Raw genomic sequence first — 24,621 nt, 5'->3', positions numbered from 1 at the left:
CGCTTTTATGTGGACAGGCATTCTGATCGCCGTTCTGGTTCTGCTTGCCCTCGCTCTGGTTTTCGGGGGCTTGCTGGGCTTTGCCTCTGAGCGCTTCCGGGTTGAAGGTAACCCTCTGGTGGAACAGATTGATGCCTTGCTGCCGCAGACCCAGTGCGGCCAATGCGGGTTTCCCGGCTGCCGCCCCTATGCCGAATCTATTGCCGAGGGTGGTGCCATCAACAAGTGCCCTCCTGGCGGTGAGTCCACGATCAAAGCGCTGGCAGATTTGCTGGATGTAGAGCCCCAGCCGCTGGATGCCGAACACGGCGTAGAACAAGCGAAGCGCGTTGCTGTGATACGGGAAGATGAATGCATTGGCTGCACCAAATGCATCCAGGCCTGCCCGGTGGACGCTATTCTGGGTGCTGCAAAACATATGCACACAGTCATTGAAAGTGAATGCACAGGCTGTGATCTGTGCGTGGAGCCCTGCCCTGTTGACTGCATTGATATGATCACCATTGAACCCGATATCAGGGGCTGGACACAGCCTGCACCCGAAATTATTGCAACAGACCGGCAGGAGGCCCACGCCTGATGCCCTCTACGATCAAGCTTTGGGATTTCAGTGGCGGTGTTCATCCTGCAGAGCGCAAGAAGCTTTCAACCACCCGTGCCATTCAGCACGCTGGCGTCCCCGGGCAACTGGTGCTGCCTCTGCAACAACACATTGGGGAACCCGCCGAACCCATTGTCGCGGTGGGTGACCGGGTACTGAAAGGCCAGAAGATAGCCGATGTCAGCCACGGTATGGGTGTCCCCGTGCATGCACCCACGTCCGGTGTAATTGAAAACATCGGTGACCGCCCAGTACCACATCCGTCTGGCATGACAGACAAATGCATCGTTCTGAAGCCGGACGGCAAGGAAGAGTGGTGCGAGCGTTACCCGCTTAGCGACTATCGCAAGCTCGACCGGGACCAGGTTCTGGACGCAATTCACTCAGCCGGTATATCAGGTATGGGTGGTGCTGGTTTTCCGACAGACATCAAACTGAAGCCAAGCCGGGATCGCAAGGTCGACACACTGATCCTCAACGGCGCTGAATGTGAGCCCTACATTACTGCCGACGACATGACCATGCGAGAAAGAGCGCATGAAGTTATTGCCGGGCTCAAGATAATGGCCTGGATTCTGCGCCCCGAACGCTGCGTTATCGGGATTGAAGATAACAAGCCGGAGGCTGCAGCTGTTCTGCATGAAGCCACCCGAGGCACCAAAATTGAAATCGCCGTCATCCCGACCAAATACCCGTCAGGCGGCGAAAAGCAGTTGATCCAGATTCTGACCGGGATGGAAGTTCCCAGTGGTGGTATTCCGGCCGATATTGGCGTCATGTGCCAGAACATAGGAACAGCCGTTGCGGTTTCCCGGGCCATCTTTGAAGGTACGCCGCTGATCGAACGCATAGTCACTCTAACCGGCGAGGCGCTAAAAAAACCAGGCAATTTTGATGTTTTGCTGGGTACGCCGGTGGACTATCTTCTCGAACACGCAGGACTGCAAAATGACCGTGTCAGCCGCCTGGTTCTTGGCGGACCCATGATGGGTTACACCCTGGCGACCACGGCAGTGCCGATTATCAAAACCAGCAACTGCATTATTGCGGCAACCTCAAGCGAGCTGCCCGCGCCACCACCCGAACAGGCCTGCATCCGCTGCGGACAGTGTGCGGAAGTTTGTCCCATGGAACTGCTACCGCAACAATTATTCTGGCATGCAAAAGCCGCAGAATTTGAAAAAGCGGAGCACCTGAACCTGTTCGACTGTATTGAGTGTGGGGCCTGCTCCTATGTGTGCCCAAGCTCGATTCCACTTGTACAATACTATCGCTACGCCAAGGGCGAGATTCGAGTTCAGCGCGCCGAACAGCTTAAAGCCGACCGGGCCAGAGAACGGTTTGAGGCCCGCCAGGAACGGCTTGAACGAGAGCAGCTGGATAAAGAGTTGCGGCGTAAGGAGCGTGCAAAAGCCGCTGCAGAAGCCCAGGCCAAAAAGAAAGCTGAAGCTGAGCAGGCTGCTGCCAACGGGAAAGCTGTCGACGAGCGTGCAGCAGGCTCCGCACTGGTTGAGCAGGCTTTGGCGCGTAAAAAGGCCAGTAGCGAAGCTGCAAAAGCCCAGGCAACTATGCCATCGACCACGCCCCTGGAAAAGCCAGACACAGAAGCACTGGAGAAACAGTTGGCTCAGGCACAGTCCAAGCTGGAAACCATGCAGGCGATGCTCGAAGAGGCAAAGGCGCAGCAAGCAGACAACGTGGAAAAACTGGAGCGTGCGGTCACCAAGAATCATGACAGGGTAAAACGGGCAGAAGAAGCTCTGGCGGACGCTCGCAAAGTGCCTACAACCCAATCCGAATCCCAGTCCATCGAATAACCCGAATCAGGCCCGATATCAATGGCGTTTGTTCAACAGTCTTCACCTCATGCTCACAACGCGCGCCCGACATCGAAGGTGATGCTATGGGTCATACTCGCAGCATTGCCGGGCCTTCTCGCACAGACCCTGTTTTTCGGCTGGGGTAACCTGATCAACGTTGTTTGGTGTATCGCTATTGCTCTGGCATCTGAAGCTACGATTCTGAAGCTACGCAGCAAGCCGATAGGGTTTATTCTCAAGGATAATACTGCTGCGGTAACCGGGCTGTTGCTCGGGCTGTCCTTGCCTCAGTTTGCGCCCTGGTGGGTATCGGCAGTGGCGGTCATTTCAGCGATTGTGATAGCCAAACAGCTATACGGCGGGCTGGGCTCCAATCCCTTCAACCCTGCCATGGTGGGCTACGCGCTGGTACTGATTTCGTTCCCGGTCGCCATGACCACTAACTGGGCAGAGCCGGGGCTACTCTGGAATGATGCAGCCGGTTTCGGGGATACTCTGGCCGCAATTGTCTCGGGGCAGCAAACTGCCGTTGACGGCTGGACGATGGCAACGCCGCTGGACGAGTACAAACATAAAATTGTCACCCACACCTCAGCCGAGGTTCTGGTGCACCCCACATTTGGCGATGGCGTTGCCAGAGGATGGGAGTGGGTCAACGCTGCCTTTCTGGCGGGTGGGCTCGTACTCATCGGCCTGAAGATTATCACCTGGCATATTCCGGCCGCTCTTCTGGGCGCGCTGGTTGTCATGAGCCTGGCATTTGGCAGCAACGCGGATCAATTCGCACCCCTATCACTGCACCTCCTTGCAGGAGGCACCATGCTCGGAGCATTTTTTATCGCAACCGATCCGGTTTCTGCCGCAACCAGCCATCAGGGTAAACTGATTTACGGAGCGGGAATCGGTGTTCTTATCTATTTGATTCGAAGCTGGGGTAACTATCCGGATGCCGTGGCGTTCAGCGTATTGCTCATGAACTTTGCCGTGCCTTTTATTGATCACTACACGACGCCGAGAACCTACGGCCACCACAAAGCCCGACGAGGGCTGCCCGGCCGGGGCAGGAGCTGAGCCATGGCGACGATGATTCAATCCATTCGGCGTAGTGCTCTCGGGCTTGGGCTGTTTGCTGTAATTACCGGTGGCACCATTGCCGTTACCCAGGCACTCACCAACGAACGCATCGCAGAACAGGCGGCGAGAGCAGAAGCCAAAGCGCTGTTTGAAATCATCCCTGAAAGCGCTCACAACAACGACATGCTCAGGGATACGCTGGTGCTGCCGGCAGGTGATCGGCTGGCAACAGAGGGACCGGTGACCGTATGGGTCGCACGTCAGGACGGGCGACCGGTCGGCATGATCATGCCAGCCGTTGCGCCTGACGGGTATTCAGGCGCTATAAAGCTTCTGGTGGGCATTGACCTTGAGGGCACAGTTCTCGGTGTGCGGGTTATTGACCACAAGGAAACTCCAGGGCTGGGTGACCGCATTGAAACCCGGAAGTCCGACTGGGTAAAAGACTTTGAGGGGCGCTCTCTGGGCAACCCGGCACCAAAGCAGTGGAATGTCAAAAAGAATGGCGGGGCCTTTGATCAGTTTACCGGCGCCACCATCACCCCTCGAGCGGTAGTGAAAGCTGTACAAAAAACGCTGATTTATTCCCGGAAAAACCAACAGATTATCCGGTCCCGGCTGAACAGAACCCCGACAGGGCAAGGCCCTGACGTCACTCCCGGGGACTTGACCAATGAATCCCTGAATCTGGAGCAATCCTGACCATGGCGACAAAAACGTCCAGAGAAATCATCCGTGACGGCCTGTGGGACAACAACCCGGCGCTGGTTCAGGTGCTCGGACTGTGCCCTCTTCTTGCCGTCACCAGCACGGTCGTCAATGCAATCGGTCTGGGGCTGGCAACCCTCATGGTATTGATGGGCTCAAACCTCGCGGTTTCACTGATCCGCAACTTTGTCGGAGAATCCGTGCGCCTGCCGGCTTTTGTAATGATTATCGCTTCCTTCGTCACCTGCGCCGAGCTGTTAATGCAGGCATATACTTACGAGCTTTATCAGATCCTGGGTATTTTCATTCCTCTGATCGTTACCAACTGCGCCATTCTTGGCCGTGCCGATGCATTTGCTTCTCGTAATGCTCCTGGCCCTGCACTGCTGGATGGCGCAATGATGGGCGCGGGCTTCCTGGTCGTACTGGTTATCCTTGGCGGTATGCGTGAACTGATCGGCCAAGGCACTCTGTTTGTGGATATGCACCTGCTGCTCGGCCCCATGGCCGCCGATTGGGTAATAGAACCGTTTGGCAACTATCCGGATATGTTATTTATGGTCCTCCCACCCGGCGCATTCGTTGGCCTTGGTTTGCTCATTGCCCTGAAAAACGGTATCGACAATCATTTGAAGGAGCGCCAGAAGGCAGATCAGCCATCGACAATACCCGGTAGCAAACGTGTGCGTGTTACCGGGAATGTCTCATAATCTGCGGCTGGAGTCGTAACGAAACAACATGAATAAAGCCAAGCGTATTGAAATATTCTCCCGCTTTCGGGAAGCCAACCCCCATCCGCAAACCGAGCTGAATTACAGTAGCCCGTTTGAGTTACTCGTTGCGGTTATTCTCTCTGCGCAGGCTACGGATGTAGGCGTTAACAAGGCGACTGACAAGCTGTTTCCTGCCGCCAATACGCCGGAGGCCATACTTGCACTTGGCGTGGAAGGCCTGAAGGACTACATCAAAACAATCGGGTTATTCAACAGCAAGGCTGAGAACGTCATCAAGACCTGCCGCATACTGATTGAAAAACACAACAGCATTGTGCCGGATAATCGCGAGGACCTAGAAGCACTCCCTGGGGTCGGCCGAAAAACTGCCAACGTGGTTCTGAACACCGCGTTCGGGCAGCTCGTCATGGCAGTAGACACTCATATTTTCCGCGTATCCAACCGCACTGGCATTGCTCCGGGCAAGAACGTTGTGGAAGTGGAAAACCGTCTGATGCGGCTGGTGCCGAAAGAGTTTCTTCAGGACGCCCATCACTGGCTTATCCTCCACGGGCGCTACACATGCGTAGCACGCAAACCCCGGTGCGGAGCCTGTATTATTGAGGATCTCTGCGAGTTCAAGCAAAAAAACGATTATCTGTAAGATACCCTCGTATAAAAGAAAAGCCGGCTCTTGCCGGCTTTTCTTTTATAAACATCAGAGTTCTGTCAGCCCTGACCCAACATTTCCTTCTTCAAACTCTTCTGAGCCGGCTCATCAGAAAGCCAGATACCGAACAAGGCTTTCTTGAACTCAAGACCTCCGACAGTATCTTTTTGCTCACCATTCTTAAGCACTTTAACACCCTCACCCGGCACATAAACCAGATCAAACACATCACCTTCCTTGATTTCTTCTTTGAATACCGACATGAACTGGTCAATTTCAGCCTGAACGGAAGCCATGTCACCACCCGTAGAAGCCTTGAAGCCCTCCATGGTCGCTTCTGTCATACGGTCACTGGTGATCATGCCGGAAATAATATGCAGCGTTATTGCCTGAGGCTCATCAGCCTCAATCACGGCATTGCCATCCCGCTGTACCTGAGGCACATAAAGGCTGCCAATATAAAGATCCATGAAAAATTTGGAGCGGGTACCTGCACCGTTCAAGGCCAACTCGGTGCTGTCTGCGTTGTAGGTCTCAGGAACATCAACACCTTCAACGGTCAACGCCAAAGCAGGAGCTGAAAGTGTGGCGGCCAGCATCAGGGATGCAAAGCCCGTCAAAAACGCTTTTTTCATCGTTCTTTCCTTTTAGTCATTATTATGAGAATTCATTCGTCACCAGGTAAAAGTCCGCAGCCCCCGGCCTCGCTATTCTAACAATGACCAAAAGGGGGCAGTCGCAACCTGGTTCTCATTTGCGCGGTTACTTGTCAGGGATACTTTTTCAGAACAACTAAAACACAAAACGCCAGCCATGAAACATGGCCGGCGTTCCGGATACTGCGTCAGAAAAGCTATTTGAACAGGAGATTTCCTGTCAGACCTTCTTTTTCGAGGATTTCGCGTAGACGTCTTAGTGCCTCTACCTGAATCTGTCGAACACGCTCACGGGTCAGCCCAATTTCCTGTCCGACTTCCTCCAAAGTACTGACAGGGTAACCCCTGAGACCAAAACGCCTGGAAAGGACTTCCTGTTGCTTGTCGCTGAGCTGGTCTATCCATTTCCCAAGGCAGGCACACATGTTGTTGTCCTGCAGCACATCTGCAGGGTTGGAGGCACCTTCATCAGCCACGGTATCCAGCAAAGACTTCTCACCGCCGGCGCCGATCGGCGTATCCATCGAGGCAACGCGCTCATTAAGACCCAGCATGCGCTTAACATCGTTAACCGGCTTGTCCACACGCTTTGCAATTTCTTCCGCCGAGGGCTCATGATCAAGCTGCTGTGTAAGTTCGCGGGCTGCCCGCAAGTAAAGATTCAGCTCCTTTACTACGTGAATAGGCAGGCGGATAGTGCGGGTCTGGTTCATGATAGCCCGCTCTATCGTCTGGCGGATCCACCAGGTCGCATAAGTGGAAAAGCGAAAGCCGCGTTCCGGATCAAACTTTTCGACTGCACGGATCAGCCCGAGATTCCCCTCTTCGATCAGATCAAGCAAGGTCAATCCACGATTCACATAGCGCCTGGCAATTTTTACAACCAGTCGCAGGTTGCTCTCGATCATTCGTTTACGGCCGGAGTCCTCTCCTTTGCGCGCCAGACGTGCAAAATAGACTTCCTCTTCAGCTGTCAGAAGCGGTGAGAAACCAATTTCGTTGAGATAGAGTTGAGTGGCGTCCAGCTGCTTCGAGCTGGCGTAATACCGCCTTTGGGAAGGAAACGCTTCGTTGGTTTCAGCAGCCTCCGGAGTGCTCTTATCGGTTATTTCTTCTGCGAGTAACTGATCCTCAGAGTCATCAACGTTCGTAGAGCCATCGACGTCTGTTAGACGATCAACAATCATATCTTCCTGTTCTGCTGACATATCTCTTGCCCCGCCTTTCAACAATCCTGGATTAGCGCCCGATACTTCTTTTTTTATTGCGAGCCTTGGTTATTTCTTTTTTCTTCAGGACTTCTTCAATGGCCAGCTTATGCGCTGTTACCATCATTTCTTCTTGTTTTAGACTCCGCAACAGTCATTAGCGTGGTGGCAGATAATGCGTCGGATCAACCGGGTTACCATTTTTTCGGATCTCGAAATGTAACATCGGACGCTCCGAACCACTGCCGCCGAGCTCTGCTATGACCTGCCCGGCCTTTACTCCCTCCCCTTCACTAACCAGAATTTTCCGGTTATGAGCGTATGCACTCAGATAATGCTCGTTATGATTCACAATAATCAAATTGCCATAACCCAGCAAACCATTGCCGGCGTAGACCACACTTCCGTCTGCGGCAGCCCTTACAGCATCCCCGGCTTTCCCGGCAATATCAACGCCTTTATTGACTTTTCCGGATGCTGAATATCCTGCAATTACGGTGCCAGAGTGCGGCCAGCGCCAGGGAATACTGGCTACCGTCTGCGTGCGTGAATCCAGGGGAGCAGACTTATCCGGACCTCGGGTGACCACGGGTTTCCGGTTAGTCGTTGTTGTTGAGGCTGGGGATTTGGCAACCGGAGCCCGGGAAGACGTATTCTGAGATGGCCTGGGGGCACTTGTCGAAACACTGCCACTGCCGGATGAAACCTTGCCACGACGGTCCAGCCGGAGCACCTGCCCGGCGCGGATCGTCCAGGGTGGGCCGATGCCATTGGCACTGCCCAGTTCCCGGTAATCGCGGCCGTAAGACCAGGCGATGCCATACAGGGTCTCGCCCTGTCGGACGACATGGCTCCCCCAGTAAACAGGCGGATTGTAAATATCATCCTGGTGAAGCGCCTGGGTGTTACACCCACTCAAGGTACCGGCCAAGACAAGGATTGCAGCGAGAATGAGCCAGAGTCTGCCCGTTTCGGGTGCACAGGCAGAAGGCTGGGCACCAAAGCGGAACCGCGGGGAGGCCGGCAGTGCGGCATGAACTAACCCACGTAGTAATCTCACTGGAATAACACCGGCCCGGTTAGGAGTAATCTGTATAAGCTCTGAATCGGTTCAAAGAAAACCCTGAAGTTTTAAAAGTAACTCGCTAATTTATTGCATATTTTGGATTGAAATCCAAGTCGCTCTGGCCCAACCCCTGTTACCCATGGCGGTCTTTGTTACGGCCGGGAACAACCGCGTGCCCATAAATGTAACACGGGGCCTATCCGGATTTAGCCTGCATTATCGGATGCCGGACGCGGCTCTGTATTCTGGTTACGCCCACCAACCCACTCGACCAGCAATACAAGAGCAAACCCGGTGATAGCCATCATCACTGCTGTCCAAACCTGTGGGTCCAGACCGGTAAGATCGAGGAATGCCCCGGGGCTGATACTGACCTCATTCAAGGGCACCTGCTCGCCAGAGCTGTTGGTGCGCCAACTAAGAGTCTCCTTCCAGGGCCATACCTTATTGAGCGCACCAATCATGAAACCGGTAAGCAGGGCCAACACAGGGTCATGATACTTGTGAAAAGCCCAGGTAATCAGCCGTGCTACCGATAGCAGGCCAACCAGGCAACCCGACATAAATAAGAGTAACACCGCAACATCAAAGGTTTTTATAGCTGCCAGAACCGGAGCATACATACCCAGGATAACCAGAATAAAACTACCGGAAATCCCGGGCAGGATCATCGCGCAAATTGCCACAGCGCCAGCGCCAAAAAAGGTCAGGGCGGAAGGGTTAAGGTCGCCACCAGACAGTGTTGAGATCCACCACGCGACGACGATGCCAGCAACAAGTGGAATGAGCAGGAATGTACGATAATGGTTTGCCTGGCGGCCAACGTGCAGAACAGAGGCAACAATCAGCCCGAAAAAAAAGCTCCAGATCTGAATCGGATATTCGTCCAGCAGGAAACTGATGGCAGACGCAAGGGTAACAACGCTGATGAGAATACCCGCCAGCAGCAAGCTGAGAAATGTGCCGTCACAGGCCTGCCAGAAGGCTTTCGGCCTGCCACGGAAAAGTTCTCTGAACACGGCTCCCGGGGCAGCATTGATCGCCTCAAGTAAGCGGAAATAGATACCGGTTATGAACGCAATGGTGCCGCCGGAAACGCCTGGAACGATATCCGCTGCGCCCATAGCCATGCCCCGTAAAAACACCGATGCGGGGTGATGTTCGCGGCCACTGCTTTGCGTGCTGGTTTTCTTTACTTGTTCGGTCAACGGATAACTCCGCCCAACAAAGGAACAAAGCGGACCGGCTCCAGCTCACGACGCTCAAACCGGTCCCCGTTGCGAATCACTTCTACAAGCACCTGATGCTCTTCACCAACCGGAGCCACCAGTACGCCACCGTCAGCTAGCTGGCCCAGCAACTCAGTTGGAATTTCCATAGGAGCGGCAGTGACGATAATGCCATTAAACGGGCCTCGCTCGGGCCACCCCATGCCTCCGTCTGCATGCTTGAGCATCACGTTGCGGATATTGAGCTGACGCAGCCGCTCCCGAGCACGATCTTGAAGAGGCTTGATCCGTTCCACACTGTAAACCCGCTCAAAAAGCTGCGATAAAACAGCTGTCTGGTAACCTGATCCTGTGCCCAGTTCCAACACTCTTTCGGGCTCATGCCTGAGCAACAATTCAGTCATTCGGGCGACAATGTAGGGCTGGGACAGCGTCTGACCATAGCCAATAGGCAGAGACGTGTCCTCGTAGGCCCGATGCGACAGAGCTTCATCCAGAAAAATATGCCGCGGCACCTGCCCCATGACGTCCAGAACACGATCTGATTCAATACCAGATTCTTTAAGACGCTGCACCAGACGCATACGTGTGCGCCGGGATGTCATCCCGATACCTTGAAGCTCACCGCTCACGCACCGCCCCCCATGGATGCCTGAAGGGAGTCCACCCAGCTTCTGAGCGAAACGAGGGCTTCGTGGCGAGTCATATCTATATGCACTGGCGTAAGAGAAACATAGCCTTGCGAGACAGCGTGGAAGTCGGTTCCAGGACCGGCGTCACCGCCCTTCCCCGCAGCACCGATCCAGTACCTTTCCTTACCCCGCGGACAGGTCATCGGAACAGCACCCTCGGCACGCTCCCGGTCACCAAGCCGGGTAACGCGAAACCCGGCAAGCTCTTCCCATGGCACATCTGGCACATTGACATTCAATATAGAGCGAGGTCCCAGAACAAAAGGCTGCGCAGTCTCCAGAAGCATGCGCACGACTCTGGCAGCCGTTTCGAAATGATTACGCCCCTCACTCACCAAAGAGACTGCAATTGCTGGCAACCCGAGGTGACGACCTTCAGTTGCGGCCGCTACGGTGCCGGAATAGATGATGTCATCACCCAGATTCGCATGGGTATTGATGCCCGAAACCACACGGTCGAAGGGCTCACGAAAAAGGCCGTTAACAGCAAGATGCACGCAGTCTGTAGGCGTACCGTCGACCGACCGGAAGCCGCTGGAATGCTGCTCAACCGTCAGAGGCCGGTTGAGTGTCAGGGCGTTACTCGCGCCGCTGTGATCCCTGTCCGGCGCTACGACTTCAAGATGACCCAGGCCCTTGAGGCCTTCGTAAAGGGCAGCCAGCCCCGGTGAATGAACACCGTCATCGTTCGATAACAGAATGCGCACAGTACTCTCCAAAAAATGCTATCCAGTAAATCACTGGGCAAAAACTCCCCTGACCCTTCTAATTTTTATGGTGGTCAAGGCTGATGTCTTCCAACTCAAAAATATCACTCAAAATCGTAGTGGCGTATTGCCCGGGTTGCAGGAAAAAATCCAGTTCCAGACCGCCGTCATCCAGCCAGGACCAGCTGAGGCCCTCTGCCTCAGCGACCAGAGGACGACGCTCAGGCTTCATCCGAGTCATCATAAACAATGAGGCCAGTTTTGGCGCCTGTGCCACTATGTCACGTTCACGTTGCCCGGCCTCGCCGCTGGCAACTGTCCCACCATCACCCCACATGGGCCCCGTTGCAGTCTCCGTTGGCTCGCCTGGGAGCGGAGTCCGCCAACTAGCGTCAGCCACCCGTGACGCGAGAACCTCATTAAATAACCAGGAACGTGCAGCCGAAAAATACAATACGTTTTTCCGGTCATCTCTTCCACCGCCAGACCTGCTGCTACCCCGGCCTCGTCGCCGACCCTTACCTTGCCCGCCACGGCGGTTCAGCGCCGCAGGATCAATGTGAACAGCACGATCCAGATTAGCGCCTCCGAAACCGAAACGCTGAGGGCCGAAGTAATTGGGTGCACCCTGTATTTTCAATCGCTCCAGGGCACATTCGACAGCTTCACGATCAGCACTGATCTGCCGGAGTCTGATGGTAAAATGGTTCCCTTGGTGGTCTCCGCGGCGAAGTTTTCGCACACTGCGACAGGCTGACTTTACCGGCCAGCGTGCCGAGACCTGCTCGATTAATGCGGAATCGTCCTCCATCATACCGGGCCTGTAGAGGCTGAACCATTGGCTGGTAACCGCGTGGCGATCCTTTAGCCCGCAAAACCCCACATCGAAAGGTCGACACCCAGCCAGAGTAGCGAGTTCTCCCGCGACAAACTCTGTGTTGTCACCGGTTTTCTCTAAACGCAAACACAAATGCTCGCCCTCACCGGCAACGCTCGAAATACCGGATTGCTCCGTATGTTCGGGAAACGCCTCCAGCACCTCACTGACCCGGAAATCATCCGGCACGGTTTTCAGATGAGCACTACCCACACGGACGCCTGCTGAAACAGGCCAGTCCAGGCGCCAGCCTTCCGCACCTGCATCCGCCTCGCTCAAGGTGCCACCTGCTCAAGCAAGCATATTGCCTGGCATGCAATACCCTCCCCACGGCCGGTAAACCCGAGTTTCTCGCTGGTAGTCGCCTTTACGCTTACACAGCTGGCCGGGATACTCAGGTCCTCAGCGATATTCAAACGCATGCGCTCGATATAGGGTGCCATTTTTGGTGCCTGAGCGATGATCGTAGTATCAACATTCACGATACCGAAGCCCTCCTCCGCCACCCGGGCCACAACCCGGCACAGCAGATCACGGCTATCCGCACCAGCCCATTCCGCGCTGGTATCCGGGAAAAAATGGCCGATATCTCCCAGGGCAACCGCACCCAGAAGGGCATCTGCCAGTGCATGCAAAAGCACATCGCCATCAGAGTGGGCTTTCAGCCCCTGACTGTATGGTATAGAGACGCCGCCAAGAATAACGGCATCGCCTTCGCCGAAGGCATGAACATCAAAGCCCTGACCAATTCGCATAACTTACTCCGGGATAACGAGAAAACTCAGAACCGGCTGAGAATAAAACCAGCGAGGTCCAGATCCGCAGGTACGGTAATCTTGATATTGTCCGATCGCCCCTCGACCAAAACGGGCATGTTACCGGAAAACTCCATGGCAGAGGACTCGTCTGTAACAGCCTGCTTCTCGCCCAAAGCCTTCTCCAGTGCCTCAACCAACATCTGATAACGAAACATCTGAGGCGTAAGCGCACGCCAAAGCTGGCTGCGATCCACCGTTCCGAGGACTTCAGGCATAGGACCTGTTTCCGCCTTTTTAAGTGTATCTGCAACTGGCGCCGCCAAAAGACCACCCACAGGGTGATCCACTAAAGTTGAGACAAGGTTCTCGAGATCAGCCGGATAAACACAAGGACGAGCCGCATCATGAACCAACACCCAGTCACCGGCTGCAACCTGCTCCTCCAGTGCATGTAATGCCGAGAGCACAGAATCTGCCCGTTCGGCACCACCCGTGCAGGTCTGAATACGGTCATCAGTGCTGGCCTCTGTATCCGGCCACCAATGATCCGCAGAATTAAGCGGAACCATACAACCAACAAAGAGGCCGGAATCCAGCAACCGGGAAAGAGTGAGATCCAGAATAAAGCGGTTATTAATACGGAGGTACTGCTTGGGACGTTCAGCCTGCATGCGTTGACCGATGCCGGCGGCGGGAACAATCAACCAGAATCGTGGAGAAGTCATAAGGTTTCCGCACAAGGCCGGGAGAGCGCCGGGTAGACCTTTTCCGGGAATGTCGGTGGCCAAGGATGGCCGCCGTCAAGCGCACATGGATGTGCTCGTAGCGTTTCCCGGGAAAGGTCTACCCGGCGCTCAGAGCTCCAACCCCAGAAGTCACTGCTCAACAACAAGAAAAAACGTCTCATCGTTGCGAATCAACCCAAGATTCATCCGGGCCCGCTCTTCCACCGCACCCTGCTCATTGCGAAGGTTACGCACCTCCGCATACAAGCGCTCATTACGAGTGGCCAGTTCGGCGTTTTCCTCCCGCTGCTCGGCAATCGATTTTTCCAGCGTCCAGACCTGCGCAAAGCTGCCCTCTCCAACCCACAGACGTACCTGCAGCAGGAGAATGAGAACAACCATGAAAGCCCAGAGCAACTTCATTAATACCGATTCCGTTCACGAGTTAAACGATCAAAAACCAAACACCGGACGCTAAGTATAGACCTTAGAGTAGATTAGCAACAAATTCTTCTAACTGATTGGACAAAAAGGCCATCGTGGCTGAACTTTCATTCAATACACGACGGCCTTAATATTCCATTCCCTGAACCCCGGAGTTTCAGGGACAAAGGTAAAAGCTACTGATGTCAGCCCTGGCCTTTAATCTCAACCAGACCACGGTAAGGTGCTTTACCCTCGAGCGCCTCTTCAATACGCAGCAGCTGGTTATACTTGGCGACGCGGTCAGAGCGGCAAAGAGAACCGGTCTTGATCTGGCCAGCACAGGTAGCAACGGCAAGATCCGCAATGGTTGTATCTTCCGTTTCACCTGAACGGTGAGAAATAACCGCAGTAAATCCTGCATCCTGAGCCATCTTGATAGCGTCAAGGGTTTCACTCAGGCTTCCGATCTGATTGAACTTGATCAGAATGGAGTTGCCCACACCCGTATCGATACCACGCTTGAGGATTCTGGTGTTGGTAACAAACAGATCGTCGCCCACCAGTTGTACCTTTTCACCGATCTTGTCGGTCAGTACTTTCCAACCGTCCCAATCGCTCTCATCCATGCCATCCTCGATGGACACAATCGGAAAACGCTCAGACAATCCCGCCAGGTAATCTGCAAAACCGGCAGAATCATAGCTCTTACCTTCTCCGGCCAATACGTACTGGCCATCCTTATAAAATTCAGATGCAGCGCAGTCCAAGGCCAGAGTGATGTCTGTACCAAGCTTGTACCCGGCTTTTTCAACTGCTTCCTTGATAACCGCCAGAGCCGCCTCGTTAGACGGGAGGTTAGGCGCAAAGCCACCCTCGTCGCCTACCGCAGTGTTCAGGCCCTGAGCCTGCAGCACTTTTTTCAGACTGTGGAAAATCTCGGCACCAATGCGCAGAGCTTCCGAAAAGCTCTTGGCGGCAACCGGCTGCACCATGAACTCCTGGATATCAACGTTGTTATCCGCGTGCTCGCCGCCGTTCAGAATATTCATCATCGGCACGGGCATACTGAACTTACCGGAGGTACCGTTGATGTCAGCGATGTGCTCGTACAGCGGCTTACCCAAAGACTCGGCCGCAGCTTTAGCCGCTGCCAGAGATACTGCCAGAATAGCGTTAGCACCCAGGTTGGCCTTGTTTTCAGTACCATCCAACTCCAGCATGATGTTATCCAGACCACGCTGGTCAGCCGCATCTTTCCCTTGCAGTGCATCCTTGATCTTGCCGTTAATGGCTTCGACTGCCTTCAGTACGCCCTTACCCAGATAACGGGATGCATCACCATCGCGCAGTTCCAGTGCTTCGCGAGAGCCGGTAGAGGCTCCGGACGGTGCACAGGCACGACCAAGCGTTCCATCTTCAAGGATCACGTCTGCTTCTACCGTGGGATTACCACGGGAATCCAGGACCTCACGGGCTTTAATGTCGGCAATCTTGGTCATGCTAGGGAGTCTCCAGGTTCTCAATTTCAAAGGTCAATATAAGAAGTCTGATCAAGAGCGAGCTGGTAGGGCCTTACGAAACTGTGCGAAGCCATGGATGGCGTAGCCAAGCGTACATGGACGTATTCACAGCGTGTTTCGTAAGGCCCTACCAGCTTGCTCGTGCCACCAAGGCTAAAACACGAAAACCGCCAATCAGGCGGTATCGATAGGTTTAAAACTCTTCACAAGGTCATCAACAGCCTTAACTCGCTGCAAGAATGGCTCGAGCTGGCTCAGGCGCAACGCACAAGGCCCATCGCACTTGGCCTCATCCGGGTTCGGGTGAGCCTCCAGAAACAGCCCGGCCAGCCCCTGCGACATGCCGGCAAGCGCCAGATCTGTTACCTGAGCACGACGGCCACCGGCAGAATCTGCTCGACCACCCGGCATCTGCAATGAGTGGGTCACATCAAACATAACCGGCACATCCATGGATTTCATGATGCCAAAACCAAGCATATCGACCACAAGGTTATTGTACCCGAAGCTGCTGCCCCGCTCGCACAATATAACCCGGTCATTTCCGGCTTCTGCACACTTGGTGATGATGTGTTTCATCTCCTGTGGCGCCAGGAACTGGGCTTTCTTGATATTGATGGCTGCACCGGTTTTCGCCATGGCAACCACCAGATCAGTCTGGCGGCTCAAAAATGCGGGTAGCTGAATGATGTCACACACTTCAGCGGCAGGTGCCGCCTGTGCAGCTTCATGGACATCAGAAATAATCGGAACACCGAACTTGCTCTTGATATCAGCAAGTATCTGCAAGCCTTCCTCAAGGCCCGGCCCACGGAAAGAGTTAACCGAAGAACGGTTCGCCTTATCAAAAGATGCTTTGAACACATAAGGAATGCCAAGCTTACGGCAAACCTCAACGTAGCTTTCAGCAACCTCGAACGCCAGATCCCGGGATTCCAGAACATTCATGCCGCCAAACAGCACAAACGGCTTATCGTTGGCTATATCAATGTCAGCAACAGTAACGATGCTCTGGGCCATAATCAGGATTCCTTACGGTTAGCCAGCGCAGCTTCCACAAAGCCCTTGAACAGCGGGTGGCCATCACGCGGCGTTGAGGTAAATTCCGGATGGAACTGACAGGCAACAAACCAGGGATGATCGACCACTTCCACTACTTCCACCAATTTGCCATCGGTGGAGCGCCCGGAAACCAGCAAGCCCGCGGCTTCTAGTTGCGGCAAGAAATGATTGTTCACCTCGTAACGATGACGATGGCGCTCGCGAATGGTTTTTCTGCCATAGCAGCTGGCAATGTTCGAACCTTCAGTGAGCACGCAATCCTGAGCACCAAGGCGCATGGTGCCGCCAAGATCGGAATCATCGGTACGTTCTTCACGCTCACCGGTCGCATCCAGCCACTCGGTAATCAAGCCAACGACAGGCTCCGGTGTGTGCTTACGAAACTCGGTGCTGTGCGCATCAGTCAGGCCGGCCTTGTTGCGGGCATATTCAATAACCGCTACCTGCATCCCCAGACAGATACCCAGATAAGGAACCTTGTTCTCACGAGCGTATTGCACAGTGCGTATCTTGCCTTCCACTCCGCGCTCGCCAAAGCCGCCAGGAACCAGGATCGCATCGGCACTCTTGAGCACGTCGGTACCATCACGTTCAATGTCTTCAGAATCAATGTAATTGATCTTTACCTTGGTACGGGTCTTGATACCAGCATGAAGCAGAGATTCAATCAGCGATTTGTAGGCCTCAAGCAGCTCCATGTACTTGCCGACCATGGCAATCGTTACTTCCTGCTCCGGGTTCATCAATGATTCGACGACATTATCCCATTCACCAAGATCCGCCTCGCGGGCGTCAAGGTTGAAGCGTTCGATAACCAGCTGATCCAGACCATGCTCGTGCAACATGCGGGGAATAGCGTAAATGGACTTTGCATCACGCATTGGAATAACAGCACGCTCTTCCACGTTTGTGAAGAGTGCGATCTTCCGGCGGGAGCTGGCATCCACTTCATGCTCCGAGCGGCACAGCAGAATATCCGGCTGCAAACCGATAGAGCGCATTTCCTTTACGGAGTGCTGGGTCGGTTTGGTTTTGATTTCACCGGCAGTAGCAATGTAAGGCACCAGGGTTAAGTGCATGAACAGCGCACGGGAGGCGCCCACTTCTACCTTCAGCTGGCGACAGGCTTCAAGGAACGGCAGGGACTCAATGTCACCAACGGTGCCGCCCACTTCAACCAGAGCCACATCTGCGCCAGCTGCGCCTTCCACGACACGCCGTTTGATCTCATCGGTGATATGGGGAATAACCTGGACGGTTCCACCGAGATAATCACCGCGACGCTCTTTGCGTATAACCTCTTCGTAGACCCGGCCTGCCGTGAAATTATTACGGCGACTCATCGGTGTACGAATAAAACGCTCGTAGTGACCAAGGTCAAGATCGGTTTCAGCACCGTCTTCGGTGACGTAAACCTCACCATGCTGGAACGGACTCATGGTACCCGGGTCCACGTTTATGTATGGGTCCAGCTTGAGGATAGTAACCTTCAGGCCACGTGCCTCGAGGATCGCTGCCAGTGAGGCAGATGCGATTCCTTTCCCCAGTGAGGACACAACACCGCCGGTGACGAAAATATAACGCGTCATGCAGATTCCATGATTATCAGGTTCTGTGAAGGAGGGAGATTGTCATCTCAAGATGGGACGCCAGACTACCAGAAAGCCCTCAGCGACTCAATCACAATCCCGCTCCACAATCAGCCGCCAGCCTGCCGCAGGGGCGTTTCCGCAGTATTGTTCAGAACACCATAAATCGCCAATGCCAACAAGCTCACCAGGGCCCGCCATACCCACAAAAATCAGCGGCAGGCGGGCTCTTTGCCATGGTGGAACAGCCTTCTCCTGAAGCCATTTTTTCAAAGATTTTGACGGGCCATCCGGGTGAAAACGGATGCGCTCTCCACCCTGCCTCGTACATATTCGTATAGGCGGCACATCAGTTTTCGCTGTAGCCACCGACTCAAGGTGAATTTTCCACTCACCCCAGGCCACTTGCTGGCCCGGTTCCAGCCAAACAGCCTGTGTCGGCAATTCTGGTTTATCAGAAACCAGGTAGAGCTCGCGATTAAAGCGCTGCAGGCTATACCCCTCTGCCCGTAGCTCAGGCGCCCTGTCTTCTGCTGCCTGTAAAAGATCATGCAGGACCTGAGACCAGTCACTGATCGACGGGGGATGATACCCGGCCCGCCGGATCCACCAGCGCAGAAGATTTTTCTGCTCCGCGAGAGCTAGCTTGCTGAGCTCCGGGACGGGCAACCGGTATCGATGCGCCCCCAGCATTTGCCAATGCAACTCGGCCAGGCGCTGATTCAGGAAATCGCTGTCCGAACACGCCCCCGCAGTATGCCGAAGCCGCTGATTAAAGCCCTGCCAGCGTTTTTTGAGCAAAGGGAGAATGCTGAGGCGCAAGAAATTGCGATCAAACTTTTGATCTGTATTACTTGGGTCTTCGACCCACGAAATGCCGGCCTGACGCGCCTGGCCTTCAAGTTCTGACCGCTCAACGTTCAGCAGCGGCCGGACAAGTTGCCCGTCCCCCAACACTCGCCTTCTGGGCATTCCGGCAAGACCGGCCACGCCGCTACCACGAAACATTCGAAAAAGAATGGTTTCGGCCTGATCATCAGCATGATGGGCCATTAGCAGAATATCACCTGGTTCAAGGAGTGCTTCGAAGGCCTCATAACGAGCCTTGCGAGCAGCCTCTTCAAGGCCTTCGCCCGGGCCGCCACTGAGGTTGACCGACACAGGAATAACCGTCAACGGCACCGCCAGCCGGGAGCACAGATCGCGACAGAAGCCTTCTGTCGTGCCGGCATTAACCTGAAGCTGATGATTTATGTGCACCGCCCTCACTTTGGAATGGTAAAGCGAGGCAAGATGCAGAAGAAGGGTGGAATCCAGGCCGCCACTGAGGGCAACCCAAAGCCGCCGGTAGCCAGAAACGGCTTTTACCGGCGTACTCAAAGTTTCAGAAAAGGCAAACCCAGTCAGGGGCTTAGCGCCCGTTGTCATAGCGGGTCAACCGCTCATACCGCCGGGATACCAACTCATCCAAAGGTAAGCGGCTAAGCTCAGCCATACCCTTGGTGAGCGTTTCGCGCAGGGCTTCAGCCATTTTCTCTGGGTTGCGGTGCGCACCACCCAAGGGCTCAGTAATGACATTATCTGCCAGCCCGAGATCCTTCAGGCGATCTGCAGTGACGCCCATGGCCTCAGCGGCCTGGGAGGCATACTCCGCACTTTTCCAGAGAATGGAAGCACAACCTTCCGGGGATATAACGGCATAGGTCGAATATTGCAGCATATTTAACTGATCGCATACGCCGATGGCCAAAGCACCACCAGAACCACCCTCACCAATCACTGTAGAAATGATTGGCGTTTTCAGCCGTGACATGACTGCGAGATTGAACGCAATGGCCTCACTCTGGCCACGCTCTTCGGCACCTATACCAGGATAGGCTCCCGGGGTGTCAATAAACGTGAGAATAGGCATTCTGAAGCGCTCGGCCATTTCCATCAGGCGCAAAGCTTTGCGGTAGCCTTCAGGACGGGGCATACCAAAATTGCGCTTGACCTTATCCCGCACTTCACGGCCCTTCTGATGGCCAATCACCATTACAGGCATATCGTTCAGCCGCGCTGTGCCGCCGACAATGGCCTGATCATCTGCATAACGCCTGTCGCCATGGAGCTCATCGAAATCATCAAAGATCATTTCGACATAGTCCAGGGTATAAGGCCGGCGCGGATGCCTCGCAAGGCGGGCAACATCCCACGGATGCAAGTCCGAGAATATGTTCTCAGTCAGGCTAACGCTTTTCTTCTTCAGTCGGGTAATTTCATCAGAAATGTTGATGTCGGTGTCGTTCCCTACCATGCGAAGCTCTTCAATCTTGGCTTCAAGGTCGGCAATCGGCTGTTCGAAATCGAGATAATTAGGGTTCATGATGTTCCATCATTTTTTTGCCAGGCAAAGCAAAGCTCCGCCAACACAGAATTTGGTACAAAGATAGCAGCGCCCGGATCACGTCTAAAGCGGACATTGGTATGAGTCCGCAATCTGACAAATATTTAATATTCGGGCAGCATCCCACCTTGTTCACTCAATCATAGACCAGTTCCACGCACTGGTCGCCCATCAGATATTTAAGCTCCAGCAGCAGGTTGTCGTCCGGCTGCACCCGCCAGCTTTCCCCCAGTTCAATCCGGGTGCTGGCGTCCGGGCTGCTGTATTCAATCCAGACCGGGCTACCGTCACAGCGAAATGGTCTGAGCGTACTGTCGATTTTATCAAGCAGGCCATTCTGCAGCTGATCGGCATGCAAATTCAGTTTCAGGCCTTTGCTGAACTGCCTCCGGGCACTTGGCACGTCCATGACCGAGCTCACGCGCATTTTCATCTGGCCGGAATAGTCATCGTGGCTCACCTGCCCCTCAACCACAATCACCTGATCCGATTGCAGCAGCTCCCGGTTTTCAAAGAATGCTTCCGAAAACAGCGTAGCTTCAATCCGCGCACTCCGGTCATCCAGGGTGATAAAGCACATGGTGGAACCGGTTCGAGTTTTCATAGTTCGCTGCGCAACCACGAGCCCTGCAACCCTTTGAGGTGATTTGTTCGGCTTGAGATCGGAAATGGATGAGCGCACGAAACGCCTGACTTCCCGCTCATATTCGTCAAACGGGTGCCCTGTCAGGTACAGACCAAGCGTATCCTTCTCACCTTTCAGGCGTTGCTTCTGCGGCCATTCCCGCAAGCCGACAACGTCTGCGTATGGGTCTCCACCGTCAGTGGCTTCCAGCATTTCGCCGAACATGTCCATCATGCCAACGGACTCATTGCGTGACTGCTGATCCGCCTGCTGAACCGCTTTCGGTATGCTCGCCATCAGTTGAGCACGGCTGGCACCCAGCTTGTCCATGGCGCCGGAACGGATAAGGGCCTCCATGGCTCGCTTGTTGATTTTCTTGAGATCAACTTTGCGACAGAAGTCGAACAGGTCCTGGTAAGGCTCGCCGTCGGCCCGCCCCTCCACAATGGCCTGGATCGGACCTTCACCCAACCCCTTTATCGCACCGAGCCCGTAAACAATCTGGCCTTCATCGTTCACTGTAAACGTGTATTCCGAACGGCTTACATCTGGCAGCACCAGATCGAGCTTCAGGTTGCGGCACTCCTCGACCAGCGTGACCACTTTGTCTGTGTTCTGCATATCTGCGGTCAATACCGCAGCCATGAACTCAGCGGTATAGTGCGCCTTCAGCCACAATGTTTGGTAGGAGACCAGTGCATAGGCTGCTGAGTGGGATTTGTTAAAGCCGTAACCCGCGAACTTCTCCACCAGATCAAAGATATTTTCCGCTAGGGTTTTGTTGATACCGTTGCTTTCGCATCCATCAAGAAAGAACTGCTTCTGCTTGGCCATTTCTTCGGGTTTTTTCTTACCCATAGCTCGCCGGAGCATGTCCGCATTACCCAGGGAGTAGCCACCCATCACCTGAGCAATCTGCATGACCTGCTCCTGATAAAGGATGACCCCATAGGTGGGCTCCAGAACCGGCTTCAAGCCTTCGTACTGATAATCCGGATGCGGGAACGACATCGGCTGCTTGCCATGCTTCCGGTCGATAAAGTCATCAACCATGCCCGACTGCAGGGGGCCGGGGCGGAACAAAGCCACCAGGGCAATCATGTCTTCCAGGGAATCTGGCTGAAGGCGGCGGATAAGATCCTTCATGCCGCGTGATTCCAGCTGGAACACCGCAGTTGTCTCGGCCTTTTTCAGCATCACAAACGACGCCGGATCATCCAGCGGAATCTCGTTGATATCCAAGGGTGCCAGACCACGGCCCGCTCGCCGTGGATTAATCATTTTGAGCGCCCAATCAATGATGGTCAGCGTTCGGAGGCCGAGAAAGTCGAACTTCACCAGCCCGGCTTCTTCCACATCATTTTTGTCAAACTGGGTAACCAGGCTACCGCCTTCATCATCACAATACAGCGGCGAGAAGTCGGTAATCTTTGTGGGTGCAATGACAACGCCACCGGCGTGCTTACCAGCATTTCGGCACACGCCTTCAAGCTTGAGAGCCATTTCCCAGATTTCCTGGGCTTCTTCGTCCTGCTCAAGGAATTCCTTCAGCGTGGGCTCCTGTTCAATTGCCTTACCCAATGTCATTCCCACTTCAAAGGGAATCATCTTGGAGAGTTTGTCTGCCAGACCGTATGACTTGCCCTGCACCCGGGCAACATCACGAACCACCGCCTTGGCAGCCATGGTTCCAAAGGTAATAATCTGGGAAACCGCTTCACGGCCGTATTTTTCAGCCACGTAGGCAATGACACGATCCCGACCTTCCATGCAGAAATCGACATCAAAGTCGGGCATGGACACCCGTTCAGGGTTAAGAAAACGCTCGAACAGCAAATCGTATTCCAACGGATCCAGATCGGTAATCAGCTGGGCATAAGCCACAAGCGAGCCGGCACCTGAACCACGACCCGGCCCCACAGGAACACCGTTGTTCTTGGCCCACTTGATGAAGTCCATTACGATCAGGAAGTAACCTGGGAACCCCATCTGGATAATGATATCCAGCTCGAAATTCAGACGCTTATAGTAGGCTTCACGCTTGCTGTCGTAATCGGGATCGTCCTTGGGAAGGGTTTTTGCCAGACGATCTTCCAGGCCATCCTCAGACACCTTTCGGAAGTATTCGTCCATGGTCATGCCTTCAGGCACCGGATAATTGGGCAGGAAGTACTCGCCCATACGCACGGTCACAGAGCAACGCCGCGCTATCTCAACCGTGTTCTGGATGGCTTCAGGAATATCACTGAATAACTCAATCATTTCCTCCGCACTGCGGAGGTATTGTTGGTCGCTGAAGCGGCGGTCCCGGCGCGGGTCGTCCAGAGCCCTGCTTTCACCGATGCAGACCCGGGCCTCATGAGCCTCAAAGTCGTCGGCTTCGAGAAAGTGCACGTCATTGGTAGCAACAACCGGAAGCCCGATTTTCTCGGCCAGCTCAACGCTCATATGCAGGCAGTCTTCATCACCAGGCCGGCCAGTTCTCTGCAGTTCCAGATAATAAGAGCCTGGATACAGGTTCATCCAGTATTCGGCTCTGGCTTTTGCCAGCTCTGGCTTATCAGACAGCAAAGCCTTACCCACATCGCCCATTTTCGCGCCGGACATGGCAATCAGACCATCAGTTCTGCTTTCCAGCCATTTGCGCTGAATGATGGGCTTGCCGTAACGCTGCCCTTCGGTATACCCAAGAGAGATGATTTCTGTGAGGTTGAGATAACCCTTGTCATCACGGGCCAGTAGCGTCAAGCGGAAGGGAACTTCCGGTTCGTCCGGGTTCTCCAGCCATAGATCCGCGCCAATAACAGGTTTTACACCCGCGCCGGTTGTCGCCTTGTAAAACCGGACCAGCGAGCACATGTTGGACTGCTCTGTCAGGCCTACGGCCGGCATGCCAAGCTCTACAACGCGCTTGACCAGCGGTTTAACGCGCACAAGGCCGTCCACCATGGAGTGTTCAGAATGCACGCGAAGATGTACAAATGTCTGCGACATAAACTCAGGTAGTTCCTGCATGTAAATTCGTTAAAAAGCCGGCCGTGTTCAGCCGCCAATCAATGCCCGTATCTCTTCTTCTGTCTGCGGGCCAAAGCGGGCCTCCAGAAGGTTTCCGTCGGGGTTCACGATAAAGGTAGCCGGTAAGGCAACCGGAAGCTTCCAGTCGAATTCCGGGCCCGGATCCTCTGCCAGCATGGTGAACTCAATACCCATGCGCTTGCCGAGATCCACCAGGGCATCACCCTTCACAGCATCAAAATTGACACCCAGAACGGTAATATCCGGTGCCTTATCCAGCTCGTTGAGCTCCGGAATTTCTTCCAGGCAGGGCTTGCACCATTCGGCCCAATAGTTAACCAGCACCCACTGGCCGCGCAGAGTGTCCCACGCTAGCTTCTGACCTTCTGCTCGCTCCAGTTCGACTTTCTGACAGCCTGCCAGCAAAGCCACCAAAGCCAACGCACCTGCAATAGCTACCCTCCGGATCAGCCGGGAGACGACAGGGTTCTGCA

At 54.4% G+C, this 24,621-nt stretch carries 23 protein-coding genes; 6 read left to right on the top strand and 17 right to left on the bottom strand.

The genetic code is table 11. The features are described from left to right. Nucleotides 1-7 precede the first annotated feature (7 nt). From rsxB to nth, 6 genes are read left to right on the top strand one after another with little or no spacing between them, the layout of a single operon-like run. On the top strand, nt 8-580 hold the full coding sequence (gene rsxB, locus Q4501_RS17745; RefSeq protein WP_303597597.1) for an electron transport complex subunit RsxB: 573 nt from the start codon (nt 8-10) through the stop codon (nt 578-580). Then, nucleotides 580-2,418, top strand: coding sequence for an electron transport complex subunit RsxC (rsxC, locus tag Q4501_RS17740; protein ID WP_303597596.1), 1,839 nt, complete (start codon nt 580-582; stop codon nt 2,416-2,418). The genes rsxB and rsxC overlap by 1 nt, the downstream gene beginning before the upstream one ends. A gap of 21 nt (nt 2,419-2,439) precedes the next feature. Next, nucleotides 2,440-3,492 (top strand): electron transport complex subunit RsxD, encoded by a 1,053-nt coding sequence (gene rsxD / locus Q4501_RS17735; RefSeq protein ID WP_303597595.1) that lies wholly within the window; start codon nt 2,440-2,442, stop codon nt 3,490-3,492. A gap of 3 nt (nt 3,493-3,495) precedes the next feature. After that, nucleotides 3,496-4,197 (top strand): electron transport complex subunit RsxG, encoded by a 702-nt coding sequence (gene rsxG / locus Q4501_RS17730; RefSeq protein ID WP_303597594.1) that lies wholly within the window; start codon nt 3,496-3,498, stop codon nt 4,195-4,197. Between the two features lie 2 nt (nt 4,198-4,199). Next, the gene (locus tag Q4501_RS17725) at nt 4,200-4,913 is read left to right on the top strand and encodes an electron transport complex subunit E (RefSeq protein ID WP_303597593.1); all 714 of its coding nucleotides are present in this window, start codon (nt 4,200-4,202) and stop codon (nt 4,911-4,913) included. 28 nt (nt 4,914-4,941) lie between these two features. After that, a complete protein-coding gene (gene nth / locus Q4501_RS17720) occupies nt 4,942-5,580 on the top strand; it encodes an endonuclease III (RefSeq protein ID WP_303597592.1) in 639 nt (212 codons plus the stop codon). A 65-nt stretch (nt 5,581-5,645) separates the two neighbouring features. Here the strand turns inward: nth and Q4501_RS17715 are convergent, their stop codons facing one another. From Q4501_RS17715 to Q4501_RS17635, 17 genes are all read right to left on the bottom strand, one after another. Then, on the bottom strand, nt 5,646-6,221 hold the full coding sequence (locus tag Q4501_RS17715; protein WP_303597591.1) for a chalcone isomerase family protein: 576 nt from the start codon (nt 6,219-6,221) through the stop codon (nt 5,646-5,648). A gap of 218 nt (nt 6,222-6,439) precedes the next feature. Beyond that, nucleotides 6,440-7,450, bottom strand: coding sequence for an RNA polymerase sigma factor RpoS (rpoS, locus tag Q4501_RS17710; protein ID WP_303597590.1), 1,011 nt, complete (start codon nt 7,448-7,450; stop codon nt 6,440-6,442). A gap of 157 nt (nt 7,451-7,607) precedes the next feature. Continuing rightward, complete coding sequence (locus Q4501_RS17705; protein WP_368498015.1) at nt 7,608-8,402, bottom strand: peptidoglycan DD-metalloendopeptidase family protein; 795 nt, start codon at nt 8,400-8,402, stop codon at nt 7,608-7,610. A 320-nt stretch (nt 8,403-8,722) separates the two neighbouring features. Next, complete coding sequence (locus Q4501_RS17700) at nt 8,723-9,646, bottom strand: DUF368 domain-containing protein (protein ID WP_303597630.1); 924 nt, start codon at nt 9,644-9,646, stop codon at nt 8,723-8,725. Between the two features lie 74 nt (nt 9,647-9,720). Next, nucleotides 9,721-10,377, bottom strand: a complete 657-nt coding sequence (locus Q4501_RS17695; protein ID WP_303597588.1) for a protein-L-isoaspartate(D-aspartate) O-methyltransferase — start codon at nt 10,375-10,377, stop codon at nt 9,721-9,723. Further along, the gene (gene surE / locus Q4501_RS17690; protein WP_303597587.1) at nt 10,374-11,144 is read right to left on the bottom strand and encodes a 5'/3'-nucleotidase SurE; all 771 of its coding nucleotides are present in this window, start codon (nt 11,142-11,144) and stop codon (nt 10,374-10,376) included. Before surE ends, Q4501_RS17695 begins: the two co-directional genes overlap by 4 nt. A 58-nt stretch (nt 11,145-11,202) precedes the next feature. Beyond that, complete coding sequence (gene truD, locus Q4501_RS17685) at nt 11,203-12,300, bottom strand: tRNA pseudouridine(13) synthase TruD (protein WP_303597586.1); 1,098 nt, start codon at nt 12,298-12,300, stop codon at nt 11,203-11,205. Beyond that, nucleotides 12,297-12,776, bottom strand: a complete 480-nt coding sequence (gene ispF / locus Q4501_RS17680; protein WP_303597585.1) for a 2-C-methyl-D-erythritol 2,4-cyclodiphosphate synthase — start codon at nt 12,774-12,776, stop codon at nt 12,297-12,299. The genes truD and ispF overlap by 4 nt, the downstream gene beginning before the upstream one ends. Before the next feature lie 26 nt (nt 12,777-12,802). Further along, entirely contained in the window at nt 12,803-13,504 is a 702-nt protein-coding gene (gene ispD, locus Q4501_RS17675; RefSeq protein ID WP_303597584.1) for a 2-C-methyl-D-erythritol 4-phosphate cytidylyltransferase, read from the bottom strand. A 150-nt stretch (nt 13,505-13,654) separates the two neighbouring features. Then, on the bottom strand, nt 13,655-13,927 hold the full coding sequence (locus Q4501_RS17670; RefSeq protein WP_303597583.1) for a septum formation initiator family protein: 273 nt from the start codon (nt 13,925-13,927) through the stop codon (nt 13,655-13,657). Between the two features lie 206 nt (nt 13,928-14,133). Continuing rightward, nucleotides 14,134-15,429 carry a phosphopyruvate hydratase gene (gene eno, locus Q4501_RS17665; RefSeq protein ID WP_303597582.1) on the bottom strand — a complete coding sequence of 432 codons (1,296 nt, stop codon included), beginning with the start codon at nt 15,427-15,429 and terminating at the stop codon, nt 14,134-14,136. A gap of 195 nt (nt 15,430-15,624) precedes the next feature. Next, a complete protein-coding gene (gene kdsA / locus Q4501_RS17660; RefSeq protein WP_303597581.1) occupies nt 15,625-16,470 on the bottom strand; it encodes a 3-deoxy-8-phosphooctulonate synthase in 846 nt (281 codons plus the stop codon). Between the two features lie 2 nt (nt 16,471-16,472). After that, nucleotides 16,473-18,101 carry a CTP synthase gene (locus Q4501_RS17655; RefSeq protein WP_303597580.1) on the bottom strand — a complete coding sequence of 543 codons (1,629 nt, stop codon included), beginning with the start codon at nt 18,099-18,101 and terminating at the stop codon, nt 16,473-16,475. An 87-nt stretch (nt 18,102-18,188) separates the two neighbouring features. Then, nucleotides 18,189-19,529, bottom strand: coding sequence for a tRNA lysidine(34) synthetase TilS (gene tilS, locus Q4501_RS17650; protein WP_303597579.1), 1,341 nt, complete (start codon nt 19,527-19,529; stop codon nt 18,189-18,191). Continuing rightward, a complete protein-coding gene (gene accA / locus Q4501_RS17645) occupies nt 19,513-20,466 on the bottom strand; it encodes an acetyl-CoA carboxylase carboxyl transferase subunit alpha (protein WP_303597578.1) in 954 nt (317 codons plus the stop codon). The genes tilS and accA overlap by 17 nt, the downstream gene beginning before the upstream one ends. 157 nt (nt 20,467-20,623) lie before the next feature. After that, nucleotides 20,624-24,106: a DNA polymerase III subunit alpha gene (dnaE, locus tag Q4501_RS17640; protein WP_303597577.1), complete on the bottom strand. Its 3,483-nt coding sequence runs from the start codon at nt 24,104-24,106 to the stop codon at nt 20,624-20,626. 48 nt (nt 24,107-24,154) lie between these two features. Continuing rightward, a complete protein-coding gene (locus Q4501_RS17635) occupies nt 24,155-24,568 on the bottom strand; it encodes a TlpA disulfide reductase family protein (protein WP_303597629.1) in 414 nt (137 codons plus the stop codon). Nucleotides 24,569-24,621: the final 53 nt, after the last annotated feature.

The organism is Marinobacter sp. 2_MG-2023, from assembly GCF_030546935.1.
Classification (GTDB): domain Bacteria; phylum Pseudomonadota; class Gammaproteobacteria; order Pseudomonadales; family Oleiphilaceae; genus Marinobacter.
This window is presented reverse-complemented; position numbering and strand designations above follow the sequence as displayed.